The following is a 22,794-nucleotide window of genomic DNA, read 5'->3' as shown; positions in this document are numbered from 1 at the left end:
GATGCCCACGGCCGTTGGCACAAATGTTGCGATATCCATCGTGCCGGTGTGTGCCGGCGTATGTCAGACAATAGGAGCCGAAAGTGTCACTTGAAGCCTACTTGAAAATCAAGGGAAAGAAGCAGGGCGACATCTCCAAGGATGCCTCCAAGCCGGACAGCGTCGGGCAGGTCGCCAAGGGTGACTCGGATAAGCAGGGGAAGATCACCGTTGTCGCCTTCAACAGCAGCATCATCGTTCCTCGCGATGCCACGAGCGGTGTCGCCACGGGCGCTCGCAACCACCAGCCGGTGATCTTCACGAAGTTCTTCGATCGAGCCTCGCCGCTGCTATGGCAGGCGCTGGCCACTAACGAGGTGCTCGAAGAGCTGGTTTGCGAGTTCTACCGTACCGACCCTGGGGGTATGCCGCAGCCGCAGAACTTTTTCAAGATAAGCTGGAAGAACGCGACGTTAGTCGAAGGCAAGTCTTATGTGCCGCTGACGATCAATCCGCAGAACAACTTCTTTCAGAACATGGAAGACTGGTCGTTCACCTACAAGGAGGTGAAATGGGAGCACGTTCCCGGCAGCACCAGCGGCGAGGATAAATGGTGATAACTCCGCGGGGGTGGCGCTGTCGCCGTCTTGCGGCGCCAAGAAAGCCCTTCGACGCCAAGCCAGGGGACGGGTGACTGGCCCCAGGCGCGGTCCGGTACATGGTGGACACATCGCGCACATTCGAGGCGGGACGCCGCAGGACTGGGCGGCGGCCATGCCGGGTCTGCTTCAAACTGGATAGCGCTGTGCGGACAATGCGAAGCGTAGCTAGATTGGCTTCCAGCTCTACTCAACAGGATGTTGGATAAGCCGGGGCCATTAGCTGCCATTGCCGATTGGTATGAGACTAGGCGCAAGCCGAGCTTATCTGCCTGCTGATCGGGCCAATTGTCCGACGCGCGCGGCAAAGCGACGCCGGTTTAAATAGCTCTCGTGGGTGGGCACCAGCTTCTTCTAGTCGATCGGGATATGGACGAAAGCGACAATTTGCGTCGTCAACGACGACAAGGGCGAGATGGCGCCTCAGACGCAGGGCAGGCCGAGCGGGATTCTGGTATCCCTCCCGAACCTTCAGAACAAGATCAACCGCGAGGTTGCTTCTGCGGTCTCCCCCGGGCGATGAGGCGGTGTGTCCAGTGCTTGACCCGGGCGCCGCGAGCCGCCGACGCTCCTGGCGGATCGTCGCAGCAGCCCAATCTTGAGGGCTGGGCCGAAGCAGAGGCTCGGCTAGAGCGGCTAAGAATAACGAGAGCTTGGGAGGCGGCCGCAAGCTCCGGGCAGCTAGACCTTAGGTCGCTGTCCCTGACGGTTTTGTCATCCCCTAGGAGCTTGTCTGGATAGTCGCTGTTCAAATCTGGTCGGGTCTGATTCAACATTGGGCGATGAGCAAGTATTTTCGGCCTTGGAACATCGATCAGACGCTGCTTCTGCCGCCGAATGTGCAGGACTTCGTGCCGAAAGGCCATGTCTCGCGGTTTATGGTTGATCTGGTGCGGGAGAGCCTCGATCTCAGGGAGATCATGGGCAGCTATGTGAGCGGGCTTGGGCAGCCGCCGTTTGATCCGCGGATGATGGTGGCGCTGCTGCTGCATAGCTATGCGAGTGGGCTGTATTCGTCGCGTCGGATTGCCAAGGCCTGCCGGGAGCGGAACGATTTTGTGATGATCGTGGCGCTGGATGCGCCGGATTTTCGGACGATCAGCGACTTTCGCAAGCGACATTTGAAGGCGCTCGGCGCGCTATTCGTGCAGGTTCTGAAGTTGTGCGAGACGGCCGGGCTGGTCAAGCTCGGTCATGTCGCGCTGGATGGTACGAAGATCAAGGCGAACGCGTCGAAACACAAGGCGATGAGTTATGAGCGCATGAAGAAGCGCGAGGCGGAATTGAAGGCCGAGGTCGCTCGCATGCTGGCGGCCGCCGAGGCGGCGGATGCCTCGGAGGATGAGACTTTCGGCAACAGCGACGAACTGCCGGACTGGACCGTCGACAAGCAGAAACGGCTGGCGAAGATCCAGCAAGCGATGGCGGCGCTGGAAGCGGACGCCAAACTGGCGGCGGAGGAAGAGCGCCGCATCGAGGCCGAAAAGGAACAGCAGCGCCAGGCCGAAGGCCGCAAGAAGCCGGGCAAACCGGCGGCGCTGCCATCGGAGGAACCCAATCCCAAGGCGCAACGCAACTTCACCGATCCGGAAAGCCGCATCATGAAGTCGAAGGATGGCTTCGTTCAGGCCTATAATGCCCAGGCGGCCGTCGATGCACATGCCCAGATCATTGTCGCGCAAGAACTGACCCAGCACGGCAGCGATCAGGGCCAGTTGGTGCCCCTGATCGAGGCCATCGAGAGCAATCTTGGCCGCAAGCCGCGGCAGGCCTCAGCGGATTCCGGCTACTGCAGCGAAGCCAATCTCGAAGCGCTCGACACACGCAGCATCGATGGCTATGTCGCGCCCGGACGCGCCAAACACCCGACAGTAGCGAACGGAAAAGTCGGCGGCCCGCTGACACAGGCCATGCGAAAGAAGATCGACGATGGCGGCTTCGAAACACCCTACCGATTGCGAAAGCAAGTGGTGGAGCCGGTGTTCGGGCAGATCAAACAGGCAAGAGGCTTCCGCCAGTTCCTGTTGCGGGGCATCGAGAAAGTGCGCGCCGAGTGGACAATGATCTGCACCGTCCATAACCTCCTCAAGCTGTTCAACCTCGCAAACGCAGCCTGAGCCTGCTACTCTACAACAAATGCCCGTCACGAAAACATATCTGGACGGGCTCCTAGCCTGCCGGCGTGGCTCTCGCTCCAGCGCATAAACGTCAGCAACAATCAGCTGAGCCACCTGCCTGAGCTTCCGCCCCGTCTGTATGAACTCGACGCCCGGATGAATCGGCTGACCAGCCTTCCCGCCCTCCCACACACGCTCTGGCGTCTGATTGTTTCGGGCAACCAGCTGACCAGCCTGCCCGACCGCCTTCCTGCCGCGCTCTGCTGGCTCTACGCTCAGGATAACCGGCTGACGAGTGTGCCCGAGAATCTGCTGACGCAGCCGAGTTTGCGCCTAGTTAACCTGATGAGGAATTCGCTGTCCGAGCGGGTACAGACTAACCTTGGGAGAGCCCAACATGCCGAGGACTATCAAGGACCGTCAATCATAGTGGACGTAGCAGTGGCGCAAGGTCCAGCGCGGACTCTCGCTAAGGCGGTCGCGGATTGGCTTGACGGCGAGCCGGAGACGGTGGCCCTCTGGCAGGGTTTTTCCGAAGAGGAGGGCGCCCAGGAATACGCGGGCTTTCTCGAAAAGCTGCGGACGGAAAACGTCAACGCTGCCGATGAAGGATTCCGGCAGGCGGTGGCCAAAGATCTGCGGAGGGCGGCGAACAATCCGCAATTGCGCGCGCGCTATTTCGAGGTGGCTTCCGATGCCAACCAGAGCTGCCAGGATCGCAGAACTTTGGCCTGGAACGGCATGCAAAACGCACGCATAATCGCAGACATCGAGAACAGGGTCTATGACAATCGGCTCGGCGACCTCATCGAACTGGGCCGGGTCATGTTCCGCTTGGACGCGCTGGAGGGGATCGCGCGCGAGAAGGCCCACTGGCTCCGCACCAAGAATTCCGCCCGCCGTGTCGACGAGATCGACGTCTATCTTGGCTATCAGGTCCAGCTGCGCGAGCGGCTGGGGCTGGAGCACATCGCCCCGGGTATGGCCTACTTCAACGTCTCTGACCTCACCGCCGAAGACATTGACAACGCCGAGACGCTTGTGCGTGACAAGGAGACGGCGGAGTTTGCCGATTATTTGGCGACGGACTGGCAGCCTTGGGACACGGTGGTGAGCCGCATTGCACCCGAAGCCCATGAAGCGATGAGCGAACAGCTCATCGATGCAATGGGGGACGAGTTCGATGACCGATTGAAGAAAAGGCTCGCCGCCCTGAACCTGACCGGCTTTGGCGATGCGGAGCGGGAATTGGGGGTCGAGGTCCGCAAGGAAATCGAACGCGAGATCAGGGGGGCTCTAAGGGACAAGGTGCTCGCTGGCCTCAGGCCCGGGCTGCAGTCGGACCGGCACATTCTTCCCAGGCCGGATCAATCGAATGGAAATGTCTCCGGGGCGCCCATCAGACCGCAGCGTCCGCTGGTCCTCGACGCCGAGGAATGGGTGGACGACGCCCACATCAGCGCAGATTACGCGCTCGTGCGCGCGGAGTATCCTGGTCTGGCCGCCCAGGCGCGGTTCGTGGAACCGGCGCAGGTCCAGCTGCTGCGCGAAACCGCGGACGAGACTGTCAGGCAGGAACTTCTCCAGGAGATCGTCCGGGTGGACCAGCAGCCTAACGATACAGCCGACTTCCTGTTTCTGCCAGTGAACAATGGTCGTGCTGATCAAGAAGGCGACCATTGGTCGCTAATGTTCGTTGATCGCCGCCACCGGGCCGCCTATCATTATGACTCAGCCGGGCCGCTCAACAGCGAGGCTGCAACAGAGCTCGCAACAATCCTGAGCGTCAACCTGCTACCAGTCCGCATGGCCCGTCAGGGGAACAATTATGATTGCGGCGTCTTTGTGGTGGACGCCACACGGGGGCTGGCTGCACGATTGGCGCAAGGAGAGCGGCCAGATCACGAGCCGCTGCACCTCGACGGTCTCGTCGCCGATCGGCCGGCACTCCAGCGGCGACTCTCGCAGAATCGATGACGCGCCTTAAGGTCGAATCTGGGGGCTGTGAAATCGCGTCACGCGAGGGCGCGGCAGGCGCTCATGACGCGACGTCGCTGAAGCCGGATTGAACGAAGGCGCGGGAGGCTATGCGCGATTTTGCAGCCATGGGGCTTGTTCGAGGGCACCGTCAAGTTAACGAATTGGAGCGGCCGATGGGGTAGACGACCGGCATGCCGACCGCCCGGGACCCTCTTTATCTCCGCCATCGCTTCCCACCGGAAGTGATCAGCTATGCCGTTTGGTTGAATTTCCGGTTTCCCTTAAGCGTGCGCATGGTCGAGGAAATGCTGGCGGCGCGTGGCATTGGCGTGACCTATGAAACCGTGCGCCAGTGGGGGCAGAAATTCGGCAAGTTCTCCGATCGGATCCACTCATTAGCCTGGGCGAGCAATGAACACCGCTGAAGGGGCCGAAATGCCGCGGCCTGACGGCATAGCGAAGCTATCGCACGATAGCGGCGCACATTTTCTTCAACGGCCAGCCCGGTCATGTGTGGATCCCCCATGTCTTTCACGTGTGCGAACTTGCGGCAGAATTATTTTCGATCCGTTAGCGGCCAGAGTGGAAAGCGTGAATGGTTGGCAAAACCTTGCTGGCACGCTGATGATGAGCGTTCCACCGAAGGATCCACATCAACTGAGCCCTAATAGCCCGTCCTATTCGTGAGAGTGCGTTTTTTTAGTCCGATTGATGTGGCCGCGCATCTGCTCTGACGAGGCGCGCGGGATTGCCTTCGGCTTTTCACCGCCTGACCGACCCGTACTTTGCAACGCGCTTGAGGTGTAGGTTGGGCGAACGGGGCGCGGACGCCCCGCCGCTCAAGGACCGAGCGGCAGCAGCGCGCCTGGCAAGCCGCGGATCAGGTCGGCTTCGGGACATGCCGCGGCAAACGCAAGGCGAATGCGGCTCGTGGTCTCGACGACACGGACAGCGAGTTTCAAGAGCCGAAGACGCAGCGTCGCGAACTCGGCAGTGGCCAATTCCCGGACTTTGGGAATTGAGAAGCAGTATTTTGTCTATAGCGCGACATGTATGGAACGGCCCGCGGGCGCAAGAGCTTTCTCAGTCGACTTCACACATGGGAGCGGTGCGGTCATGTATACGGCCTGTAAAGCGCGGCGCATGACCGCTGGCCTCGATGAAGTCCGCGACACAAGGGGCTAAATCAATCAGACGCGCTTGAAGCGCATTGTCGCGCCAGCCTCACTCGTGTCGGGATTTCGTCCCGTGGGTTCATCGCCTGTTATTGCTCCTTGCCCTCTGCCGGCCCGCGCCGGTCAGATCTCTTTGACAACTGCTGTATTCATCAAGCGGCAGGCGTAGTCGTCGCTAGCGTCTCCGGATGCCGATAAATCCCACCCCTGTTCAAGAGCGCCCAGGCAATTCGCGCTGTCTTGTTGGCCAGTGCGACCGCTGCCACCTTGTACGGACGTCTGGCGAGCAGCGACTTCAACCATGGCGGCGCCCGATCAGCCTTCCGGGCAATTCGCAGGACGGATGTCGCCCCAAGAACGAGGAGGCTCCGAAGTTCGGGGTTTCCCATCTTCGAGATTCGCCCCATCCGCTCCTTGCCCCCACTCGAATGCTGTCGCGGCGTCAGTCCCAGCCAGGCAGCAAAGTGACGAGCGGATTTGAAGCCGCCGGGATCTGGCACCAGCGCCTTGATGGTCGCCGCTGTAATGGCTCCAATGCCGGGGATGGTAGTCAGTCGGCGCATGTCCTTGTCGGTCCTTGCCGCAGCAACAATGGCTCGCTCGAGCTTGTCAATCTGGTCCGCCTGAGCCTCGATCTGATCGGCAACTGCCGTCAGCGCGAAGCGCGCTGCCGCAGGCAAGCGGATATCTGCTACATCCCGTACGATTGCAACCAACGCCTCGACCTTTGTCCGGCCGGCGGCGGCAATGATGCCCAACTCAGCCAGATGCGAGCGCAGGGCGTTGATCGTCTGCGTTTGCTGTTTCACCAGAAGTGCGCGACTCTTCAGGACCATCGTTCCGGCTTGTTGCTCGGCCGTTTTGATCGGAACGAAGCGCATGGTCTTGCGAGTCACGGCTTCGCTGATGGCCTCGGCATCCGCCGCATCCGTTTTTCCACGCTTCAGTAGAGTCGAGGAGAGGCGCGGTGATGCGCTTGTTGCGCGTTCCGTTTCCTCTCCCCGCTCATCAAACCGGACGTGCAGTTTTCCCGCATCCGGCTTTCCGACAGGTTTTGTCACAAGGCGCACGTCGGCGACACTTTGCGCACGCGGTTCAGCACAAGTACGCCAGGGTTCCCATGGATCCGATCAGAGAACCGTCTGACGCCACGTCCTGGCGTCTTATGTCGTCTGCGCAGAAAGGCGAGCACGCGGTCGAAGACGTGTCGATCAACGGCCTGATGAGCCGTAGCAAGAGAGCCATAGCTGAAGTAAGCGGACCAGCCGCGCAGAAGGCGGTTCAGTCGTGCTTGTACTTCGGGCCAAGCGCCCTTGTTGCCCGGCGTCAGCAGTACGCTGACCTTCCTCTTGATCCGCAGCACGCTTTTCTTGGACGGAGCCGCGCCAAGATACCACCGTCCCCCATTGCGGAAGCGGCGGGGTCCGAGCGTGTACCCAAGGAAGTCAAAGCTTTCCAATCGGGCATTCTTCACCGAGGTTTTAGTCTCGTTGAGCGTCAACCCAAGCTTGGTCATCACCGCTTTCGTCCACGTCAATGCTTCCTCCGCGTGGCCGCGGCTGAGAATGACGAAGTCGTCGGCATAGGAGATAACCTGGGCATGGAATGCTTCACGCCGACCGCTGAGACGCCAATGCTTCAGGAACCGGTTCATGTAGATGACGGAGAGCAGCGGACTGATGACACCGCCCTGTGGCGTGCCACGCTTGTTGCTCTTACCGCCGCTCATGCACCGTTTCCCGTCGCTATCCCGCTCCTCGACCGGTACTCGCAGCCATAACTTAATCAGCCGCAGCACATTCCGGTCAACGATGCGTCGGGCCACCGATTTGAGGAGGTCCGAATGCGGGATCGTGTCGAAGTATTTCGACAGATCGGCGTCAACAACGTCCGTGTAGCCCCGGCACACAAGCCGGTGCACTTCCTTGACTGCATCGACCGCGTTACGACGCGGGCGATATCCATAAGCACCGTCCTCAAAATCCGCCTCGAAGATCGGTTCCAGCACGATCTTTGCGGCAGCTTGGACGACCCGGTCCCGGATTGTTGGGATACCGAGTGGACGTTCGCCGCCGCCGGGCTTCGGGATCATCACCCGCCGCACCGGATCGGGCCGGTAAGTCTTCGTGACGAGTTCATCGCGCAGGCCGGCCAACCATGCTTCGAGTCCCGACGCGTCGATTTGCTCGAAAGTTGTTCCGTCCACTCCTGGCGCACCCGCGTTGGCGCGGGCCAGCTTGTAGGCATGGCTCAGAATGTCCTCGCGGCAGATCTTGTCGTACAGCACATAGAAACGGAAGGCAGGCTCCGCCTTCGCCTTGCAATAAAGCTTTCTCTGAAGGCTCCTGATCTTATCGGGCGTTTGTAGGCTCATCGCCAATCGACCCATTCCCTCGCCATCTTCAAAAGCGCACCTGAAGTCAGGGTCCTTTCCTCCGCCGGAATTACCCGGTTTCATCAGTACTACGACCCTGTCCGACTCCCGTCCGGTCCATCGACTACTCGATGCTGAAGGCGCGACCTTCGACCAAGACGGGTCTCCCCCGATTACCCGCACTACCTTTCCGGCGTGCCGTGCCCATTACCCCGGTGAACCGGACAGGTGCATGCGTCGATTGCTTCCCTGTCAGCGCGGCCTTCCCCGCCATACGATCGGGTCGGCATTCACATCGTAACTTTCGAGGCGTGCTCAGGCTTCACTCACGTTACGGCCCGCTGGATTGCTCGGCCGCCAAAAGCGACCTTTGTCACGAGGCTTCGATCCGTCCGATTGCTCGTCCAAACCGCTCGTCAGCTACCAGATCAATCGACAATTCTCTGGGTGGATCCTTCCTCCACTGGTAATGCGCGCCGTCGGGGCGCACCAAACGGCTTGACGTAAGCTGGTGGGATCAGCCGCACTTCATGGCCGAGAGTTGCAATCTCGCGTGCCCAATAGTGAGCGCTGCCACAGGCTTCTATTCCGACAAGGCAGGCCGGCTGCTTCGAGAAGAAATGCAGGACCTCGCTGCGCCGTAGTCTCCGGTTGAACACCGGCGAGCCATCGGCACCCGCGCCGTGAACTTGAAAAATGTGCTTCGCCAAATCCAACCCGATGGTGCTAACCTGCTTCATGGAACGGTCCCTCCTTGTGGCGTTCGAACAACGACCACGTTTTAGCACGATGATGCTGTCGGAGCGGGCCGTTCCACCACATCAATCAGGATGAGAGTGGCGCGTCAATCAAGATGAGACAAGGCAGCCGAGTGGGCGGATCATTGACGCTGGCCGCGGGTTTGGCAAGCCTTGATTGACGCTGCGCGACAATCACGCAGGATTGCCAGCGTCAATCGTTGCCTTGTCGAGTTCGTTGGGGGTCGTATGAACGGGCGGCCGGCCTGGACCGCGCTTGCGATCGAGGGCAACTTTTCGACGGTAACTTTCGACGTTCATCTCGAGGATCGTGGCGTGGTGGACCAAACGATCGATGGCAGCCAACGTCATTGCCTGGTCCGGGAAGATACGCCCCCATTCGCCAAATGGCTGATTGGCCGTGATCAGCAGCGAGCGTCGTTCGTAGCGGGCGGCGATCAACTCGAACAGCACACTGGTTTCCGCCTGATCCTTGCTCACATATGTGATGTCGTCGAGGATCAGGAGGTCATAGCGATCGAGTTTGGCGATCGCGGACTCCAGCGCCAGCTCGCGCCGCGCGACCTGCAGCCGTTGCACCAGATCAGTGGTGCGCGCGAAGAGAACGCGCCAACCGTTCTCGACGAGAGCCAGGCCGATCGCCGTGCCGAGATGGGTCTTGCCGCCGCCCGGTGGACCGAACAAGAGCAAATTGGCGCCGGCCTTCAACCAGGCGTCGCCAGCGGCGAGCGCCATCGCCTGTGCCTTTGATAGCATCGGCACGCTTTCGAAGTCGAAGGTGGCGAGCGTCTTGCCGGCGGGCAAACGCGCTTCCACCATGTGTCGCTCGATCCGACGGCGGGTGCGATCGGCCGCCTCGTGCTCGGCAAGGGCGGCGAGGAAGCGGGCGGCAGGCCACCCTTCCTTGTCCGACTGTGCGGCGAGCTTCGGCCAGATCGCCTTGACGCCCGGCAGGCGGAGCTCATTGAGAAGCAGCTCGACACGGGCAGTATCGACGGAGGTAGCGATACCGGTCATGCTGCCTCTCCCAGGTTCGAGCGGCCTGACATGACGCTGACGCAGGCGAGTTCATCGTAGACGTCGAGCGGCGCCAGCTTGACGGCGACTCGCGGGATCGAGGCCGCCTCAGGTCGGAAGCGGTCGCGCAGAGCGGCAAGATCGGGTAACTGTCCGGCGTCCAGATCCATCGCGATCACCTCGGCGAGTTCTGCTTCGCAGGCGCGCTCGTGAGCCAGCGCCAGAAGCTCGACCGTCACCTTGCAGGCGCGCCGGTCATCACCATGCTCCCGCAAGGTCTCGAACAGAGCTGGCGCCGGTTGTTTGGACAGCGCCCCGCGGGATTTAAGTGGATTCCTGCCGGGTTATGCTGAACGCGGGGCCTTACGATTTTGTCGTTGCGTCGGGAGGGCGTAGCCCGACCAGAGCGACGACAAAATCGTCGGCGACGGTCATGCGGCCATCACCATAGCTTGCGTGCCGAAGTAAGCCTCGTCGGGCGTGCGCCCGTCAAGGCTCGAGTGAGGGCGTCCCTGATTGTAGAAGGCCAGATACTTGGCAATTGACGCTCGCGCCTCGGACACGCTGTCGTAGGCGCGGAGATAAACTTCTTCGTATTTGACCGTGCGCCAGAGCCGCTCGACAAACACGTTGTCGCGCCAGGCGCCCTTGCCGTCCATGCTGATGGCGATCTTCGCGTCCAGCAGCACATCGGTGAACTCGAGGCTGGTGAACTGGCTGCCCTGGTCCGTGTTGAAAATCTCGGGCCTGCCGTGCTTCGCCAACGCCTCCTGGACCGCTTCGACGCAGAAGGCCGCCTCCATTGTGATCGAGACGCGATGGGCCAGGACCCGTCGGCTGAACACATCGACGACCGCCGCGAGATAGACGAAGCCACGCCGCATCGGAATGTAGGTGATGTCCATTGCCCACGCCTGGTCGGGCCGCTCGATCTTCAATCCGCGCAACAGGTACGGGTAGATCTTGTGACCCGGTGCCGGCTTACTCGTGTTCGGGCGACGATAGACCGCCTCGATCCCCATGCGCTTCATCAGCGTCGCGATGTGGCGGCGACCGGCGTATACGCCCTCCCGCCGCAGCAACGATCGCTGCATACGCGCTCCCGCGAAGGGATAATCGAGATGCAGCTCATCGAGCCGACGCATCAAGGCAAGGTCCTCGGCCGAAACTGGCCGAGGTTCATAGTAGACCGTGCTGCGAGCCAGCTTCAGGACCTTCGCCTGGCGCACGATAGAAAGATCATGACCGCGGTCGATCATCGCTTTGCGCTCAGCAGGCCCGCCTTGGTGAGCGCGCCGGACAAAAAATCGTTTTCCAACGCCAGCTCGCCGATCTTGGCATGTAACGCCTTCAAATCGACCGGCGTCTCGGCCGACGCCTTGTCATGCCCAAACACGCCGGCGGCGCCTTCCAGGAGCTGGTTTTTCCAGATCGTGATCTGGTTCGGATGAACATCAAACAGTTGCGCCAGCTCCGCCAGCGTCTTGTCGCCTTTGACCGCAGCCAAAGCAACCTTCGCCTTGAATGCCGGAGAATGCATCCGGCGGCTCTTCTTCGTCATCTTCGCTCCTGATTCGCGGCAAGAATCCTCGCCGCTGTCAGGCAGAAAATCCACTCAAGCTACTGTCCGAATTTGCGGAGCCAGCTCTAACAGACGTTTGTAAGCTGCACGCGGGAAGAGTTGGTCGCGATAAACGAGATTGAGGAGCGCCATTGGCTTGCGCCGCAGGGCATGGATGACGTGCCGGTAATCCACAACATGACCGCCCTGGCGCTCGGACACAGGCCGGCCGCGCCGCAGCGTCACGACCGGCGTGACACCAACGAAGCATTCGAGCCGGTCGTCGAAGATGCGCACACGCAGGCGATGGCCGATCAATCTTGAAGGCACGGTGTAGAACACGCGCCGCAGGATGAAGCCGCCTGACGACGTCACCGGGATCACTTTCTCCTCGAAGTCGGTCGTGCGGCCTTTTGGCAGCGGCGCCAAGGCCTCCTTCTCGAGCGCGATCGGCTTGGCGAGGTTGGCGTTGCGCCGGCCGACAATCTCGTCGACAAAAGCCCGGTAGGCATCGAGACTGGCGAAGTCGCGCGTCCCTCGCAGCAACAGCGCATCTTCCAGTGCCCGCTTGAGATGGCCGTGCGCGCTCTCGATCGAGCCGTTCTCATGTGCGATGCCCGCATTGTTGCGCGTTGGCGCCATGCCATAGTGGCCCATCAGCCCGGCGTAGCGCTGCGTCAGATCCTCCCGTGCGTCGGCGGCCAGATTGCGGAACGCTGCCGACAGGCTGTCGCTGCGATGCTCCCACGGCACGCCGCCAAGCGCCCACAGCGCGTTCTGCAAGCCCTCCGCCAGGGCGACGAAGCTTTCGCCGCCGAGCACGACATGGGCATGCTCGAAGCCGGAGAACGCCAACCGGAAGTGATAGAGCCGGTGTTCGAGCGGCTCACCCGCGATGGTAATACCGAGCGCGCTCACGTCGGTGAAGTCGGACAGACCCAGGCGACCGGGCTCGTGCTGCTGGCGGAAGATCACGTCTTGTTCTGGGCCGTTGAGCGCCCGCCAGGCGTTGATGCGCCGCTCCAGCGTGCGGCGGATGTTCGGGTTCAACTCGTGATGCCGTCGGCGCAGCTCGTCCAGCACGCCGATGCCGGGCGCAGCCTTCAGGATCGGAACGATCTCGGCGTCCCAATAGGGCCCGAGCGGATCGGCCCGGCGCCGGCCCCTCGGCGTCTTCTTCTGTGATGGTGGGCGACAATCGCCCTCGATTCGATACGCGCTTGCCTTCGAGAACCCCGCCTTGGCCGCGGCGGCCTCGCGGGACAGTGTCAATCGGTAGGTCATGTACAGCCTCATCTGGTGGTCGGTGATGTGAAGGCCAGGCAAGGCATCGATTCCCTCTTGTCGAGACGAATCAACAGCTTGCACCAGCCGCACCCGGCCGCCAGACGGGTCCAAAAACGCGCGACGCCGATGGGGACGGTCCTCCGGTCGGGCTGCGCCCTCCCTTCGGTCCGTCCCCATCGGCGCAGTCTCACCTTGATTGTCGCTGGCGTCTCACCCTGATCGCCGCCGAGCAGTGCCGGACAGACCGAAGATGTAGTCGATGCCGTTGGTCTCGCACCACGCCATGGCCTCCGGCCGGGCATAGCGCCCGTCGCCACGGAACGTAATTCGCGTGTTGTGCCACCGCGTCCGGATATGCCGTATCAGGCGGCGCAGATCGGCACGCACCTCGACACACTCAAGGAGCCTTGGGCTCAGGCAAACCGCGCCGCGCACGCTGGCCTCGCGAAACTTCGAAAGAAGATGAGGCGAGGAGTTTCAACCCGGCACGTCGACAGATCGTTGTTGGAATATCTCATGTCGGGCGCGACCTTAAGCGCACTTCCGACTTGAGATGCAGCCCGTATTGGATGATGGCTCAAGTGTCTTCTCGCGTAAATCGGAGCAAATGATGAGCGATGGCGAGTCCTGGACAATCAAAGACCTCCCAATCCGGAGTTGATGGGACTGAGCGCAAGGACGAGCCCCTTGTTGAAGCGGGTTCTTCGGCGGTCGAGGCTCACCGAGGCATCAGGCCGGTCCGGGAGCGGATGCGCTCTGAACCGCAGGATTTGGGGGCGTCTTCAGTTGGCGTGGATCGTGGTGCGCCAAGCCGCGAAAGACATGAGGCGCGTTTCGGTAACGAGCCCCGGTCGGGTCATCGATCACCGCTTGGGCCGTCCGCGCGCGACCCAGATGTCAGATCTGGCGCTGACAGCGAACACGACGTCCGAGCACTTTTAACTGCACTGGTGAGAACAGCGGTGACCCGCCGCAGGCTCCCATGCTGCACCCATACCGACGACAAGGAACGCCTCAATGACTTCAAGGTGTCTGCGACTGCGGGCGTGCCTGTCGCAGGTCGACTCAAGCCGCGGACCGCCACGTCCATTGCGACCACTATTCGCAGCTTCTCTTGCTGGCTCTACGACGAAACAAGCCGGGCATTATTGTTCGGCCTCACGACCGCTCGCTGGACGAAGATGCCGAGCTTTACAGTTTGAAAGGTGGTGGCAGAAAAGTCATGAATGCGCTGGCTCATCTTCGGAACTTCCTGTTGAGCGCCAGAGCGCCGGAAACCATGGGTCCACGGCTGGTTGCCTATCCCGAAGATGCGGCTCTCATCCAGAGGGCAGTCGAGGCGGCCGGAGCGGATTGCGAGAGGATATCCATGGCAGGGTTTCGAAACGTCGCGCGGTGTCAGCAGATCCGGTAGCATTCTTCGCGGGTTCAGTGTGTGGCTCCAGTCGCATGCCAAAAGCGCGATAGCAGGCCGCCTCGACGACCAGTCGCTGCGGGACGATGCCCAGAGGTACAGGCGCGTCAGAAAGTTCCACTCGGTGGGCGTCCAGTTGAAGCTGCTTTGGAAGTACAACTCGCTACGGGGGTCTCCAGCCATCAGCGACAACTTAGCCCGTCTTATTCGTCAGAGGGCGCCTGAGAGGCTGGCGAGCGTGGTGTAAGGCGCTGATGCGGCGTAGGATTCGGTTGCAAAGCCAACCCCATCACCTTCAGCCGCGAACACCACGCCCGCCATGACCGATGATACGATTCCGCCCTTCTCGTTTCCAGCCGTTCACGCCAAGAAAGTCACAGCTGCCTTCGATGGCGGTCGGCTGACCTCGAACGGGGGCGTGATGCTTCTGGCGATGGCCGAGCGGCGTCTCGGCTTGGCCGACAATCGGCCCGAGCTGCCGGTCAGCGACCGCAGCCGGCTGCCGTGCCGATGACCCGCAATGCCAGGCGTTTCCTCACGGCCTGCCTGCTTGCTGCGTTCGTAGCGCGGGCGCGCAAGGGCCAAGTCGAGCTCGCTGCGGATCAATTCTTCAATGAATTCCCGCGCTCGTTCCCGCACCGCAGTTTCGATCGGATCGAACCAATCGTCGAAAAGCTGGGGAGCCGTCTCTCCTCCACGCTGCGGGAAATGCGTCTTCGTGATACTGCTGGTTATGGCGTGGTCTCCGATCCGGCGTTCCAACGCCGGATGATTCGAGGTTGATCACCTCGGAGACTACGCCACCTTCAATTCCAACCAATCCCGCGACGGGACCTGCGGTCGCATCCCCGCCTGCCTTATCATCCCCTCGAACCTAGCTGCTTTTCTTTGTGCTATCGGATTCGACGTCCCAGCCTCGGGAAGCATGCATGCAGTGAGATCGGACTCAATCCGCAACTCGTGTTCCGGCTCAGAACGCCTCGAGAGCGTAGCTCGCCAATCCACGAGACCTCTTGCGGCGTCAGCTCTGGTTGGAGAGATACCTGCCGCCGTAGTACTCTCGCGCGGCCTTCCGACACACCCCCTCGTAGAACTCATCCGCGTCTTCGATGGTGTAACCAGCGCCGACGAAGCAGCCTCGTGCCACCTCGTGGAGCGTATGCCGTATGGAACTCGTATCGTCGTATACGGCGTTAAGACACGCGACGATGACTATAGCCTCCTCCTTTGAGAGGCGTGGCTGGCCACTCATCAAGCGCGCGTGATTGATGCTGGCGACGGCATTTGCGCACGTAAACGAGTCGCCCAGCCCGGAGCAGTCCTCGAACCCATTGCCCTGCTCGTTCAACTTGACGTGCGCGATGGGCAGATTCTTCATGTTATCAATCTCGCGGTGGTTCAGGTCCTCGCCTAACACAGGATTACCCGACCGCCTCTGCTGAATCCAGATGTCAAGTTGGTGTAGTCCAGGCCCAATCCAGCTTTTGTTCCGTTTGAGCGGATTCTTATTTGGATCTTCGAACATAAGAGTCGCATCGAGCTTGTCAGTCTCCGACCGTGATAGCCATCCTTGCTCGGCCAGTGTCCGCATCACGACGTTCTCAGCGTGTCCCCAATGCTCGTCAGAAGCGTAGACCTGCCTAAAGTTCAGGATGGCTTGACCAGCCGCGAACTGGGCCTCCTCTCTGAGACCGACATCCTTGTCGAGCAGCGCGTCGAGCCTCTCGATGCATCGCTTGAACGTTAGTCCATTCTCGCTGCGTAAGGTGGCATCGCGGAAGTGCTGAACGCCCTTGTTCACGAATGGCTGAGTGATAGACCTCGAGGTGTAGCCGTAAGCACCCGTTTCCTCGTTGAGCACACCCGCCAATGCATACTTATTCTTTCTGTCGTATAGCGGGCTGCTCGTCAGGTCCGGATCCTTCGGCACTTTGGGTGGCCTGTACCTGGCCACGCACTCGTCCTTCACGAGATGACCCTTCATGCAGCTCAGGTTCAGCACAAGAGAAGTGCGCGCCTCTACGGAATCCACTAGGCGGCCAACATGTACATAGGTCGCCGCTCGGTAGTCAATCATCGTTACGAACAGGTTATTGCCACAGATACGGATTGGATTGAGGGGACGTTCATTGAGGCACCTAGCGTCAGGGCCCGCAGCGTGATACGACGAATAATACTGCCGCGCCTTCGCCTGAGCCAACCTGAGCCGTTTGTTACTGGTGAAGCCCTTCTTCCCGTCGTGCAGTGATGTCGTAGAGAGGAAGAAGTTGTTTGCGACCTCATTATAGACGTAGCCTGCGCCCGCGAGACACAATCCGTATTTCACCGCGCGCGCAAAGTTTAGCCCGTCTCCCCTCCCGTCTTTTGCTCCGTCTCCATTGTTCGTCGCCTTCCCGACCAGCCTAAGTGCAGAGCTCCTCTCAGCTGGAGTTACCGCACTCCGGGTAAAGAACGGAGCAAGCAAACGCCCCTCTCCTTGGAGTGCAGTCATCGCACTCGGGGCCTCAGCCTGTCCGCCGACGATTTGCCAAACTTGGGAGCGAAGCGCAGCAAGTGAATGGTCCGCGTGCTGTAACGCATCGAGCATACGTGGGGCCTCAGCCTGTCCGCCAACGATCCGCCAAACTTGGGAACGTAGAGAAGCAAGGGAATTTCCCATTTCGTGGAACGTGGACATCGAGCTAAGCCGTCAGGCACTCCACGAAAGTCCCGAACGCCGTCAAGGCGGTCCCGTCGCGGGATTGGTTGGAATTGAAGGTGGCGTAGTCTCCGAGGTGATCAACCTCGAATCATCCGGCGTTGGAACGCCGGATCGGAGACCACGCCATAACCAGCAGTATCACGAAGACGCATTTCCCGCAGCGTGGAGGAGAGACGGCTCCCCAGCTTTTCGACGATTGGTTCGATCCGATCGAAACTGCGGTGCGGGAACGAGCGCGGGAATTCATTGAAGAATTGATCCGCAGCGAGCTCGACTTGGCCCTTGCGCGCCCGCGCTACGAACGCAGCAAGCAGGCAGGCCGTGAGGAAACGCCTGGCATTGCGGGTCATCGGCACGGCAGCCGGCTGCGGTCGCTGACCGGCAGCTCGGGCCGATTGAGATCGCGGTCCCGCGCGCGCGGCTCAACACGGCCGACGGCAAGACCACCGATTGGAAGAGCCAAGCGCTGTGGGCCTACCAGCGCCGCACGCTGGCTGCCGACGCGCTGATCGCTAGCTAGCTGCTACCTCGCCGGCACCAGCACGCGCCGTGTGCGCCGCGCGCTCAGCGCTCTGTTCGTCGGCGCCGTTGGCAAGGACACGGTGAGCCGGGTCTGGCGCAAGGTGAAGGGCGACTGGGATGCGTGGAATGCCCGCTCGCTGGCGGACGAGCCTATCGTGCGATTGATCCTCGACGGCACCGTGGTGCACGTGCGGCTCGACCGCAGGGGCGATCTCGCTGCTGGTCGTCATCGGCGTGCGTGCGTGCGGACGGTCAGAAAGTGTTGCTCGCGATCAAGAGTATGGGCGGGGAGAGCACCGAAGCATGGCGCGCCGTGCTCGACGATCTGAACCGGCGTGGGCTGCGGCGGCCCGAGTTCCTCATCGTCGATGGCGCGCCGGTCCAGCGCTGCACGGTCCACAAGCACCGCAACCTGTTGGCGCATGCGCCCGAGCGCCTGCATGAGGAGATCACCGCCGATTACAACGACGTGATCTACGCGGCGACGCGCGAGGAGATCGAGGCACGGCGGCAAGGCCGTCATCCGCAAATGGCGGTTCAAGCGTCGTGCCGTGGCCGACAGCCTGCTGATTCTGCTCGATGTCGCCCACCATTCCGGAATGATCTCGCCCACCGTTCCGATTTGATGTCGCCCACCATTCCGAGATGATCTCGCCCACCATTCCGGGATGATGTCGCCCGGGGTGACGAGGCCTCTTCTGGCTCCGATACGGTCCCGCCTTTCGGCTTTGCGAAGGGGGACCTGGATGCCGACAGAGAGGCTTGCGATGCGCCATGTGCGCGATGTGATCAGATTGAAGTCGGCCGGGATGCCGACCCGCGAGATTGCGCGGCGGATGGGGACAGCCCCCTCGACGGTGCGGTTGACGATCCGCCGGTTCGAGGCGGCGGGGCTGACCTGGCCGTTGCCAGACGACGTCACCGACACGGTGCTGGAGGCCCGGCTGTTCGCCAGCGCGGGAGCTGGTCCGGGCACCCGGCGGGGCCATCGGCGGCAGGTCGAGCCGGACTGGGCTGCGATGCATCGCGAGCTCAAACGCAAGCACGTGACGCTGTCGATTCTGTGGGAGGAGTACATCGCAGGCGAACCCGGCGGGTATCGCTATTCGCGGTTCTGCGAGCTCTACCGGGCCTGGGAAGGCCGGCTGTCGGTGACGATGCGCCAGTCGCACGCGGCCGGCGAGAAGCTGTTCGTCGACTATGCGGGCGACGGCGTGCCGGTGGTGATCGACCGGCTCACCGGCGAGCGGCGCGCCGCGCAGATTTTCGTCGCGGTGCTCGGCGCATCGAGCTTCACCTACGCGCAGGCGACCTGGACGCAGGGCCTCGCCGACTGGATCAGCGGACACGTCGGCGCCTTCGAGGCGATCGGCGGCGTGCCGGCACTGCTGGTGCCGGACAACACCAAGGTCGCGGTGATCAAGGCCTGCCTCTACGATCCGCAGATCAACCGCAGCTACGCCGATATGGCGGCGCATTACGGCACCGCCATTCTGCCTGCCAGGCCACGACGGCCACGGGACAAGGCCAAGGTCGAGCAGGCGGTCCTCATGGCCGAGCGCTGGCTGCTCGGACGGCTGCGCCACCGGATCTTCCACAGCCTCGCCGAGGTCAACGCGGCGATCGCCGAGTTAATGACCCGGCTCAACGAGGAGCGGCCGATCCGGCGGCTCGGCGTCACCCGCCGCAAGCTGTTGGAGGAGATCGACCGGCCGGCACTGAAGGTCTTGCCGGAGAGCCCTTACGTGTTCGCCGAGTGGCGGATCTGCCGGGTCAGCATCGACTATCACGTCGAGGTCGAGGCGCATTACTACAGCGTCCCGCATCGCTTCGTCCCCGCCGAGGTCGAGGTGCGCTTCACCGCCCGCACCGTGGAGATTTTCCACAAGGGCGAGCGGATCGCCGCGCATCAGCGCATGAGCGGCAACCACAAGCACACGACCGTGCCGGAACACATGGCATCCAGTCATCGGCGCTACGCCGGCTGGACCATTGAGCGCATCGCAAGGATGCCGTCACGATCGGGCCGGCCACCGCAGCGCTGTGCGACCTGATCCTCGATGAGCGCGCGCACCCCGAGCAGGGCTTTCGCGCCTGTCTCGGCATTATCCGGCTCGCCCGATCCTACGGGCAGGAGCGGCTTGATGCTGCCGCCATGCGGGCGATCGACATCGGCGCGCGCACCTACGGCTCGGTCAAATCGATCCTCGCCAACAATCTCGATCGGCGTCCTTCAGCCAAGCGTCCCGCGGACGACGCGCCGATCCTCCATCCCAACATCCGCGGGCCGCGCTACTACAATTAGGAGATCACGCCTTGCTCAATCATCCGACCCTCGATCAACTCCACGCGCTCGGCCTTCACGGCATGGCCAAGGCCTTCGCCGACATCGAAGCCGGCGGCGAGGCCGCAAGCCTCGGCCACGCCGAATGGCTTGCGCTCTTGCTCGAACGTGAAGCGTCGCTGCGACGCGACAAGCGACTGTCGAAGCGGCTTCAATATGCCAAGCTGCGCCAGCAGGCCTGCATCGAGGACATCGACTATCGCACCCCGCGCGGCCTCGACCGCAGCCTCTTGACGATGCTGGTCGACGGCCAATGGATCGACGACCACGCCAATCTTTTGATCTGTGGCCCTTCCGGCGTCGGCAAGAGCTGGCTCGCCTCGGCGCTCGGCAACAAAGCCTGCCGCGACAATCGCTCCGTGCTCTATCAGCGCGTCCCGCGGCTGTTCAGCGATCTGGCCTTGGCGCGCGGTGACGGCCGCCACCCCCGCCTGCTGCGCGCGCTCGGCCGCGTCGATCTCCTCATCCTTGATGGTGTGGACGGCCTCACCTCAACGGCATCATAGTGCCAAGGCGTGGTCGCCAGAGCGCCACAAAGAAGGGAGACCGTCCGAGATGAAGTTTATCAGAATAGGCGTTGATCTCGCCAAGAACTATTTTCAGATTCATGCGCTGTCTAGTGAGGATGCACCAGCCGTAAAGCGCAAGCTGACGCGCCGGACGATGCGCGAGTTCTTCTCGAAGATCGAGCCGTGCCGCGTTGGCATGGAGGCTTGCGGCTCAGCGCACTATTGGGCGCGCGAACTGAAGGCCATGGGACACGATGTGTCTCTGATGCCGCCGGCCTACACAAAGCCCTATGTCAAACGAGGTAAGAACGATGCCGTCGATGCGGAAGCCATCTGTGAAGCGGTCTCGCGTCCTGCCATGCGTTTTGTGCCGATCACGAGCGCTGATCAGCAAGCGACCCTGATGTTGCACAAGACGCGCGAGCTGCTGGTCAAACAGCGAACGATGAGCGTGAACGCTCTACGCGGCCACTTGGCCGAATTCGGTCTTGTCGTCGCCAAGGGCACCGGCCGCGTCGACGAGCTTTTAGGCCTCGCAGAAGGCGACGCGACTCTTCCCGACGCTGCTGTCGTGGCCGCGAAGGTTCTCGGTCAGCAAATTGATGCGCTCGGAAGCGCGCTCGATGATTTGGAGAGAGATCGCCAAGGCTCACGCGCTCAGCGAGACGAGCCGTTCGCTCGGAGAAATTCCCGGCGTTGGCAAGCTTGTTGCCTCGGTAATTACAGCCAGTGTACCAGACCCAAGCGTATTCAATTCGGGACGGGATTTTGCTGCCTGGCTGGGTCTGACACCCAGGCAAATTTCGAGCGGGGGTAAACCAACTCTCGGAACCATCACCAAGGCGGGTAATCGATATATAAGGAAGCTACTCGTTCTCGGAGCAACATCGCTTCTAAACGTTGTGGAAAAACGCCGCGGCGGCTTGCGCGACTGGATTGTCGGGCTTTTGGCTACAAAGTCGTCGGTTAAGAAGCCGATTTGAGTGGCGTGCGGTGGCTGGTGACTGAGAAGAAGGCAGCCAGGAAGAGGTACCAAAGAGCCCTTAGCCAGGCGAGGATGCGGCGGAAGTTGTAACCGACGGCGGAGAGGATGACGTTGGCGGTATCGCCGGCGCGGCCTTTGAGGTAGCAGCGGCCGAGGTGTCCGTCAGCCTTCAAATGGCCGATCACGGGCTCGATAGCGGAGCGGCGCCGCAGCTGGCGCTTGATAGTGCCGAAGACGCCGCGCTTCTGGCCGGAGATGAAGACGCGGCGCGGGTTCTGTGCGTCATGGCCGCGGTATCCCTTGTCGACAAAGGCGCACTCGATCGCGCAGCCGGTGAGTGTCTCGGTTCGGTCGATGACGTCCCGCAGGGTGTGACCGTCGTAAGGGTTATCGGGCAGCGCCTTGGCGTGCAGCACGAACTGGCCGCCGGGAGCAGGCCGGTTGTTGGTGACGATGGAAGCCTTCACGCCGAACTCGTAAGGCGCGCTGGCCTTGCCCTTGCCGATGCACTCCACCTCGGGGGCATGGAAGGAATACAGCTTCCAGCCGCGCTGGCGCTGCTGCTGCGAGCGAATCTGCGTGGCCCGGCTCAACGGGAGTGCGAACGCCTCTTCGAGCGCATCCTGGCCTTCGATCTTGCGGCGGATGTCGCGGATGATCCGGCCCAGGCGGCTGCGCAGGATGCGCAACTGCCGCTGGTGCCGCTTGAACTGTTTGGCATGGGCGTAGCGTCCCGCCATCATCGCGGTGGCCTTGGCGATCCGAGAATAGGATTGCCGCAGCCGCACTCCGTGCTTCCTCGCTAGGCGGTTGAGCCCCTGGATCGCCGCATGCAGCAGCTTGGCATCGGTCGGAAAGGTGATGGCCTTCGGCTGCACCGTGGTGTCGACCGTGACCCGCTCAAGGTCCTTGCCGCGTAACGCGCCGACGTCGTGCGCCACCCGCAGGCTCTCGGCCAATAGCAGTTCCAGTCTGTCGCCGAGCCGCTTGCGCCAATGGCTCAGGTCCGAGCGCTCGTGCGGGAATGCGTGCTGGAAGAACTCTTCGCCAGTGAAGTACTGGAAATACGGGTCGTGGACCCAGCGTTCGCATACCCCCTCATCGGACAGCCCGTAAATGTGCTTGAGCAACAACAGCCCGATCACGAAGCGGGTCTCAATCCCCGGCCGGCCGTTCTCGCTGTAGAGCGGCGCGATCTCGCCGTCGATCCAGTCCCAATCGATCTTGCCGGTGAGCCGGACCAGCTCGTGCTTCAGATTGATGATCTGGTCGAGCCGCGCCCGGAAAAAATCGTTCGCTCCCGTCGTTTTGTGCTTCTTCGGCCGCATCGTGCCCTCCGATGCGGACAGGGAATCATGCTTCGCCCGTCGAGGGAATCTCGAAAACGAAATTGCAAGCTTCCGATGCACAAA

At 61.8% G+C, this 22,794-nt stretch carries 12 protein-coding genes and 10 pseudogenes; 11 read left to right on the top strand and 11 right to left on the bottom strand.

What is annotated here, in order from left to right; translation table 11 throughout:
* The first annotated feature begins 83 nt into the window (after positions 1 to 83).
* The 4 genes and pseudogenes from HAP48_RS00895 to HAP48_RS00880 form a co-directional block, all read left to right on the top strand.
* Positions 84 to 596, top strand: a complete 513-nt coding sequence (locus HAP48_RS00895) for an Hcp family type VI secretion system effector (protein WP_166217379.1) — start codon at positions 84 to 86, stop codon at positions 594 to 596.
* Positions 597 to 1,420: 824 nt separating this feature from the next.
* The gene (locus HAP48_RS00890) at positions 1,421 to 2,755 is read left to right on the top strand and encodes an IS1182 family transposase (RefSeq protein WP_166202952.1); all 1,335 of its coding nucleotides are present in this window, start codon (positions 1,421 to 1,423) and stop codon (positions 2,753 to 2,755) included.
* A gap of 156 nt (positions 2,756 to 2,911) precedes the next feature.
* Entirely contained in the window at positions 2,912 to 4,732 is a 1,821-nt protein-coding gene (locus HAP48_RS00885) for an NEL-type E3 ubiquitin ligase domain-containing protein (RefSeq protein ID WP_166217376.1), read from the top strand.
* Positions 4,733 to 4,926: 194 nt separating this feature from the next.
* Positions 4,927 to 5,124: pseudogene (locus HAP48_RS00880) on the top strand (IS6 family transposase); the annotation flags it as partial.
* 450 nt (positions 5,125 to 5,574) lie between these two features.
* Here HAP48_RS00880 and HAP48_RS00875 read toward each other — a convergent pair.
* The 9 genes and pseudogenes from HAP48_RS00875 to HAP48_RS00835 all read right to left on the bottom strand — a co-directional run.
* Positions 5,575 to 5,757 (bottom strand): annotated as a pseudogene (locus tag HAP48_RS00875) (transposase); the annotation flags it as partial.
* A 305-nt stretch (positions 5,758 to 6,062) separates the two neighbouring features.
* Positions 6,063 to 6,857, bottom strand: a pseudogene (locus HAP48_RS00870) (IS110 family RNA-guided transposase); the annotation flags it as partial.
* Positions 6,858 to 6,967: 110 nt separating this feature from the next.
* Positions 6,968 to 8,299 (bottom strand): group II intron reverse transcriptase/maturase, encoded by a 1,332-nt coding sequence (gene ltrA, locus HAP48_RS00865; RefSeq protein ID WP_224496640.1) that lies wholly within the window; start codon positions 8,297 to 8,299, stop codon positions 6,968 to 6,970.
* Between the two features lie 476 nt (positions 8,300 to 8,775).
* Positions 8,776 to 9,024: pseudogene (locus HAP48_RS00860) on the bottom strand (IS110 family transposase); the annotation flags it as partial.
* 192 nt (positions 9,025 to 9,216) lie between these two features.
* Complete coding sequence (gene istB / locus HAP48_RS00855) at positions 9,217 to 10,059, bottom strand: IS21-like element helper ATPase IstB (protein WP_166214584.1); 843 nt, start codon at positions 10,057 to 10,059, stop codon at positions 9,217 to 9,219.
* On the bottom strand, positions 10,056 to 10,334 hold the full coding sequence (locus tag HAP48_RS00850; RefSeq protein ID WP_176399294.1) for a hypothetical protein: 279 nt from the start codon (positions 10,332 to 10,334) through the stop codon (positions 10,056 to 10,058). Before HAP48_RS00850 ends, istB begins: the two co-directional genes overlap by 4 nt.
* 156 nt (positions 10,335 to 10,490) lie before the next feature.
* Positions 10,491 to 11,620, bottom strand: a protein-coding gene (locus tag HAP48_RS00845; protein ID WP_166204126.1) for an IS3-like element ISRj2 family transposase whose coding sequence is annotated in 2 segments (ribosomal slippage) — positions 10,491 to 11,368 and positions 11,368 to 11,620 — 1,131 coding nt in all. Because the reading frame shifts where the segments join, the coding sequence is not laid out codon by codon here.
* A 78-nt stretch (positions 11,621 to 11,698) separates the two neighbouring features.
* Positions 11,699 to 12,946 (bottom strand): annotated as a pseudogene (gene istA, locus HAP48_RS00840) (IS21 family transposase); the annotation flags it as partial.
* 192 nt (positions 12,947 to 13,138) lie between these two features.
* Positions 13,139 to 13,300: pseudogene (locus HAP48_RS00835) on the bottom strand (transposase); the annotation flags it as partial.
* Between the two features lie 1,340 nt (positions 13,301 to 14,640).
* Between HAP48_RS00835 and HAP48_RS00830 the strand changes: the two are divergent.
* Positions 14,641 to 14,784: pseudogene (locus HAP48_RS00830) on the top strand (IS1380 family transposase); the annotation flags it as partial.
* Positions 14,785 to 14,831: 47 nt separating this feature from the next.
* Positions 14,832 to 15,104 (top strand): hypothetical protein, encoded by a 273-nt coding sequence (locus HAP48_RS50580; protein WP_166217366.1) that lies wholly within the window; start codon positions 14,832 to 14,834, stop codon positions 15,102 to 15,104.
* 238 nt (positions 15,105 to 15,342) lie between these two features.
* Here the strand turns inward: HAP48_RS50580 and xopAG are convergent, their stop codons facing one another.
* Positions 15,343 to 16,812, bottom strand: a complete 1,470-nt coding sequence (gene xopAG / locus HAP48_RS00820; protein WP_234622325.1) for a XopAG/AvrGf1 family type III secretion system effector — start codon at positions 16,810 to 16,812, stop codon at positions 15,343 to 15,345.
* A gap of 410 nt (positions 16,813 to 17,222) precedes the next feature.
* Between xopAG and HAP48_RS00810 the strand changes: the two are divergent.
* The 5 genes and pseudogenes from HAP48_RS00810 to HAP48_RS00790 all read left to right on the top strand — a co-directional run.
* Positions 17,223 to 18,110 (top strand): annotated as a pseudogene (locus tag HAP48_RS00810) (transposase); the annotation flags it as partial.
* A 201-nt stretch (positions 18,111 to 18,311) separates the two neighbouring features.
* Positions 18,312 to 19,849 (top strand): annotated as a pseudogene (istA, locus tag HAP48_RS00805) (IS21 family transposase).
* An 11-nt stretch (positions 19,850 to 19,860) separates the two neighbouring features.
* Positions 19,861 to 20,388 (top strand): annotated as a pseudogene (locus HAP48_RS00800) (ATP-binding protein); the annotation flags it as partial.
* Positions 20,389 to 20,443: 55 nt separating this feature from the next.
* Positions 20,444 to 21,214, top strand: a complete 771-nt coding sequence (locus HAP48_RS00795) for an IS110 family RNA-guided transposase (RefSeq protein ID WP_166217363.1) — start codon at positions 20,444 to 20,446, stop codon at positions 21,212 to 21,214.
* Positions 21,117 to 21,380, top strand: a complete 264-nt coding sequence (locus tag HAP48_RS00790) for a transposase (protein WP_224497215.1) — start codon at positions 21,117 to 21,119, stop codon at positions 21,378 to 21,380. Before HAP48_RS00795 ends, HAP48_RS00790 begins: the two co-directional genes overlap by 98 nt.
* Here the strand turns inward: HAP48_RS00790 and HAP48_RS00785 are convergent.
* The gene (locus HAP48_RS00785) at positions 21,364 to 22,710 is read right to left on the bottom strand and encodes an IS5 family transposase (RefSeq protein ID WP_166209498.1); all 1,347 of its coding nucleotides are present in this window, start codon (positions 22,708 to 22,710) and stop codon (positions 21,364 to 21,366) included. The two genes, HAP48_RS00790 and HAP48_RS00785, sit on opposite strands and share 17 nt — an antisense overlap.
* Positions 22,711 to 22,794 lie beyond the last annotated feature (84 nt).

The organism is Bradyrhizobium septentrionale, assembly GCF_011516645.4.
GTDB classification, from domain to species: Bacteria; Pseudomonadota; Alphaproteobacteria; order Rhizobiales; family Xanthobacteraceae; genus Bradyrhizobium; species Bradyrhizobium septentrionale.
The sequence above is the reverse complement of the archived record's forward strand: the minus strand, read 5'-3'. Positions and strand labels throughout refer to the sequence as shown.

What these genes read in the sequence shown, in the direction of transcription:
- istB (WP_166214584.1), bottom strand. Translation starts at nt 10,059, where the DNA reads ATGACCGGTATCGCTACCTCCGTCGATACTGCCCGTGTCGAGCTGCTT.
- HAP48_RS00885 (WP_166217376.1), top strand. Translation starts at nt 2,912, where the DNA reads ATGAATCGGCTGACCAGCCTTCCCGCCCTCCCACACACGCTCTGGCGT.
- HAP48_RS00785 (WP_166209498.1), bottom strand. Translation starts at nt 22,710, where the DNA reads ATGCGGCCGAAGAAGCACAAAACGACGGGAGCGAACGATTTTTTCCGG.
- ltrA (WP_224496640.1), bottom strand. Translation starts at nt 8,299, where the DNA reads ATGGGTCGATTGGCGATGAGCCTACAAACGCCCGATAAGATCAGGAGC.
- HAP48_RS00795 (WP_166217363.1), top strand. Translation starts at nt 20,444, where the DNA reads ATGAAGTTTATCAGAATAGGCGTTGATCTCGCCAAGAACTATTTTCAG.
- HAP48_RS00890 (WP_166202952.1), top strand. Translation starts at nt 1,421, where the DNA reads ATGAGCAAGTATTTTCGGCCTTGGAACATCGATCAGACGCTGCTTCTG.
- xopAG (WP_234622325.1), bottom strand. Translation starts at nt 16,812, where the DNA reads ATGACTGCACTCCAAGGAGAGGGGCGTTTGCTTGCTCCGTTCTTTACC.
- HAP48_RS50580 (WP_166217366.1), top strand. Translation starts at nt 14,832, where the DNA reads ATGACCCGCAATGCCAGGCGTTTCCTCACGGCCTGCCTGCTTGCTGCG.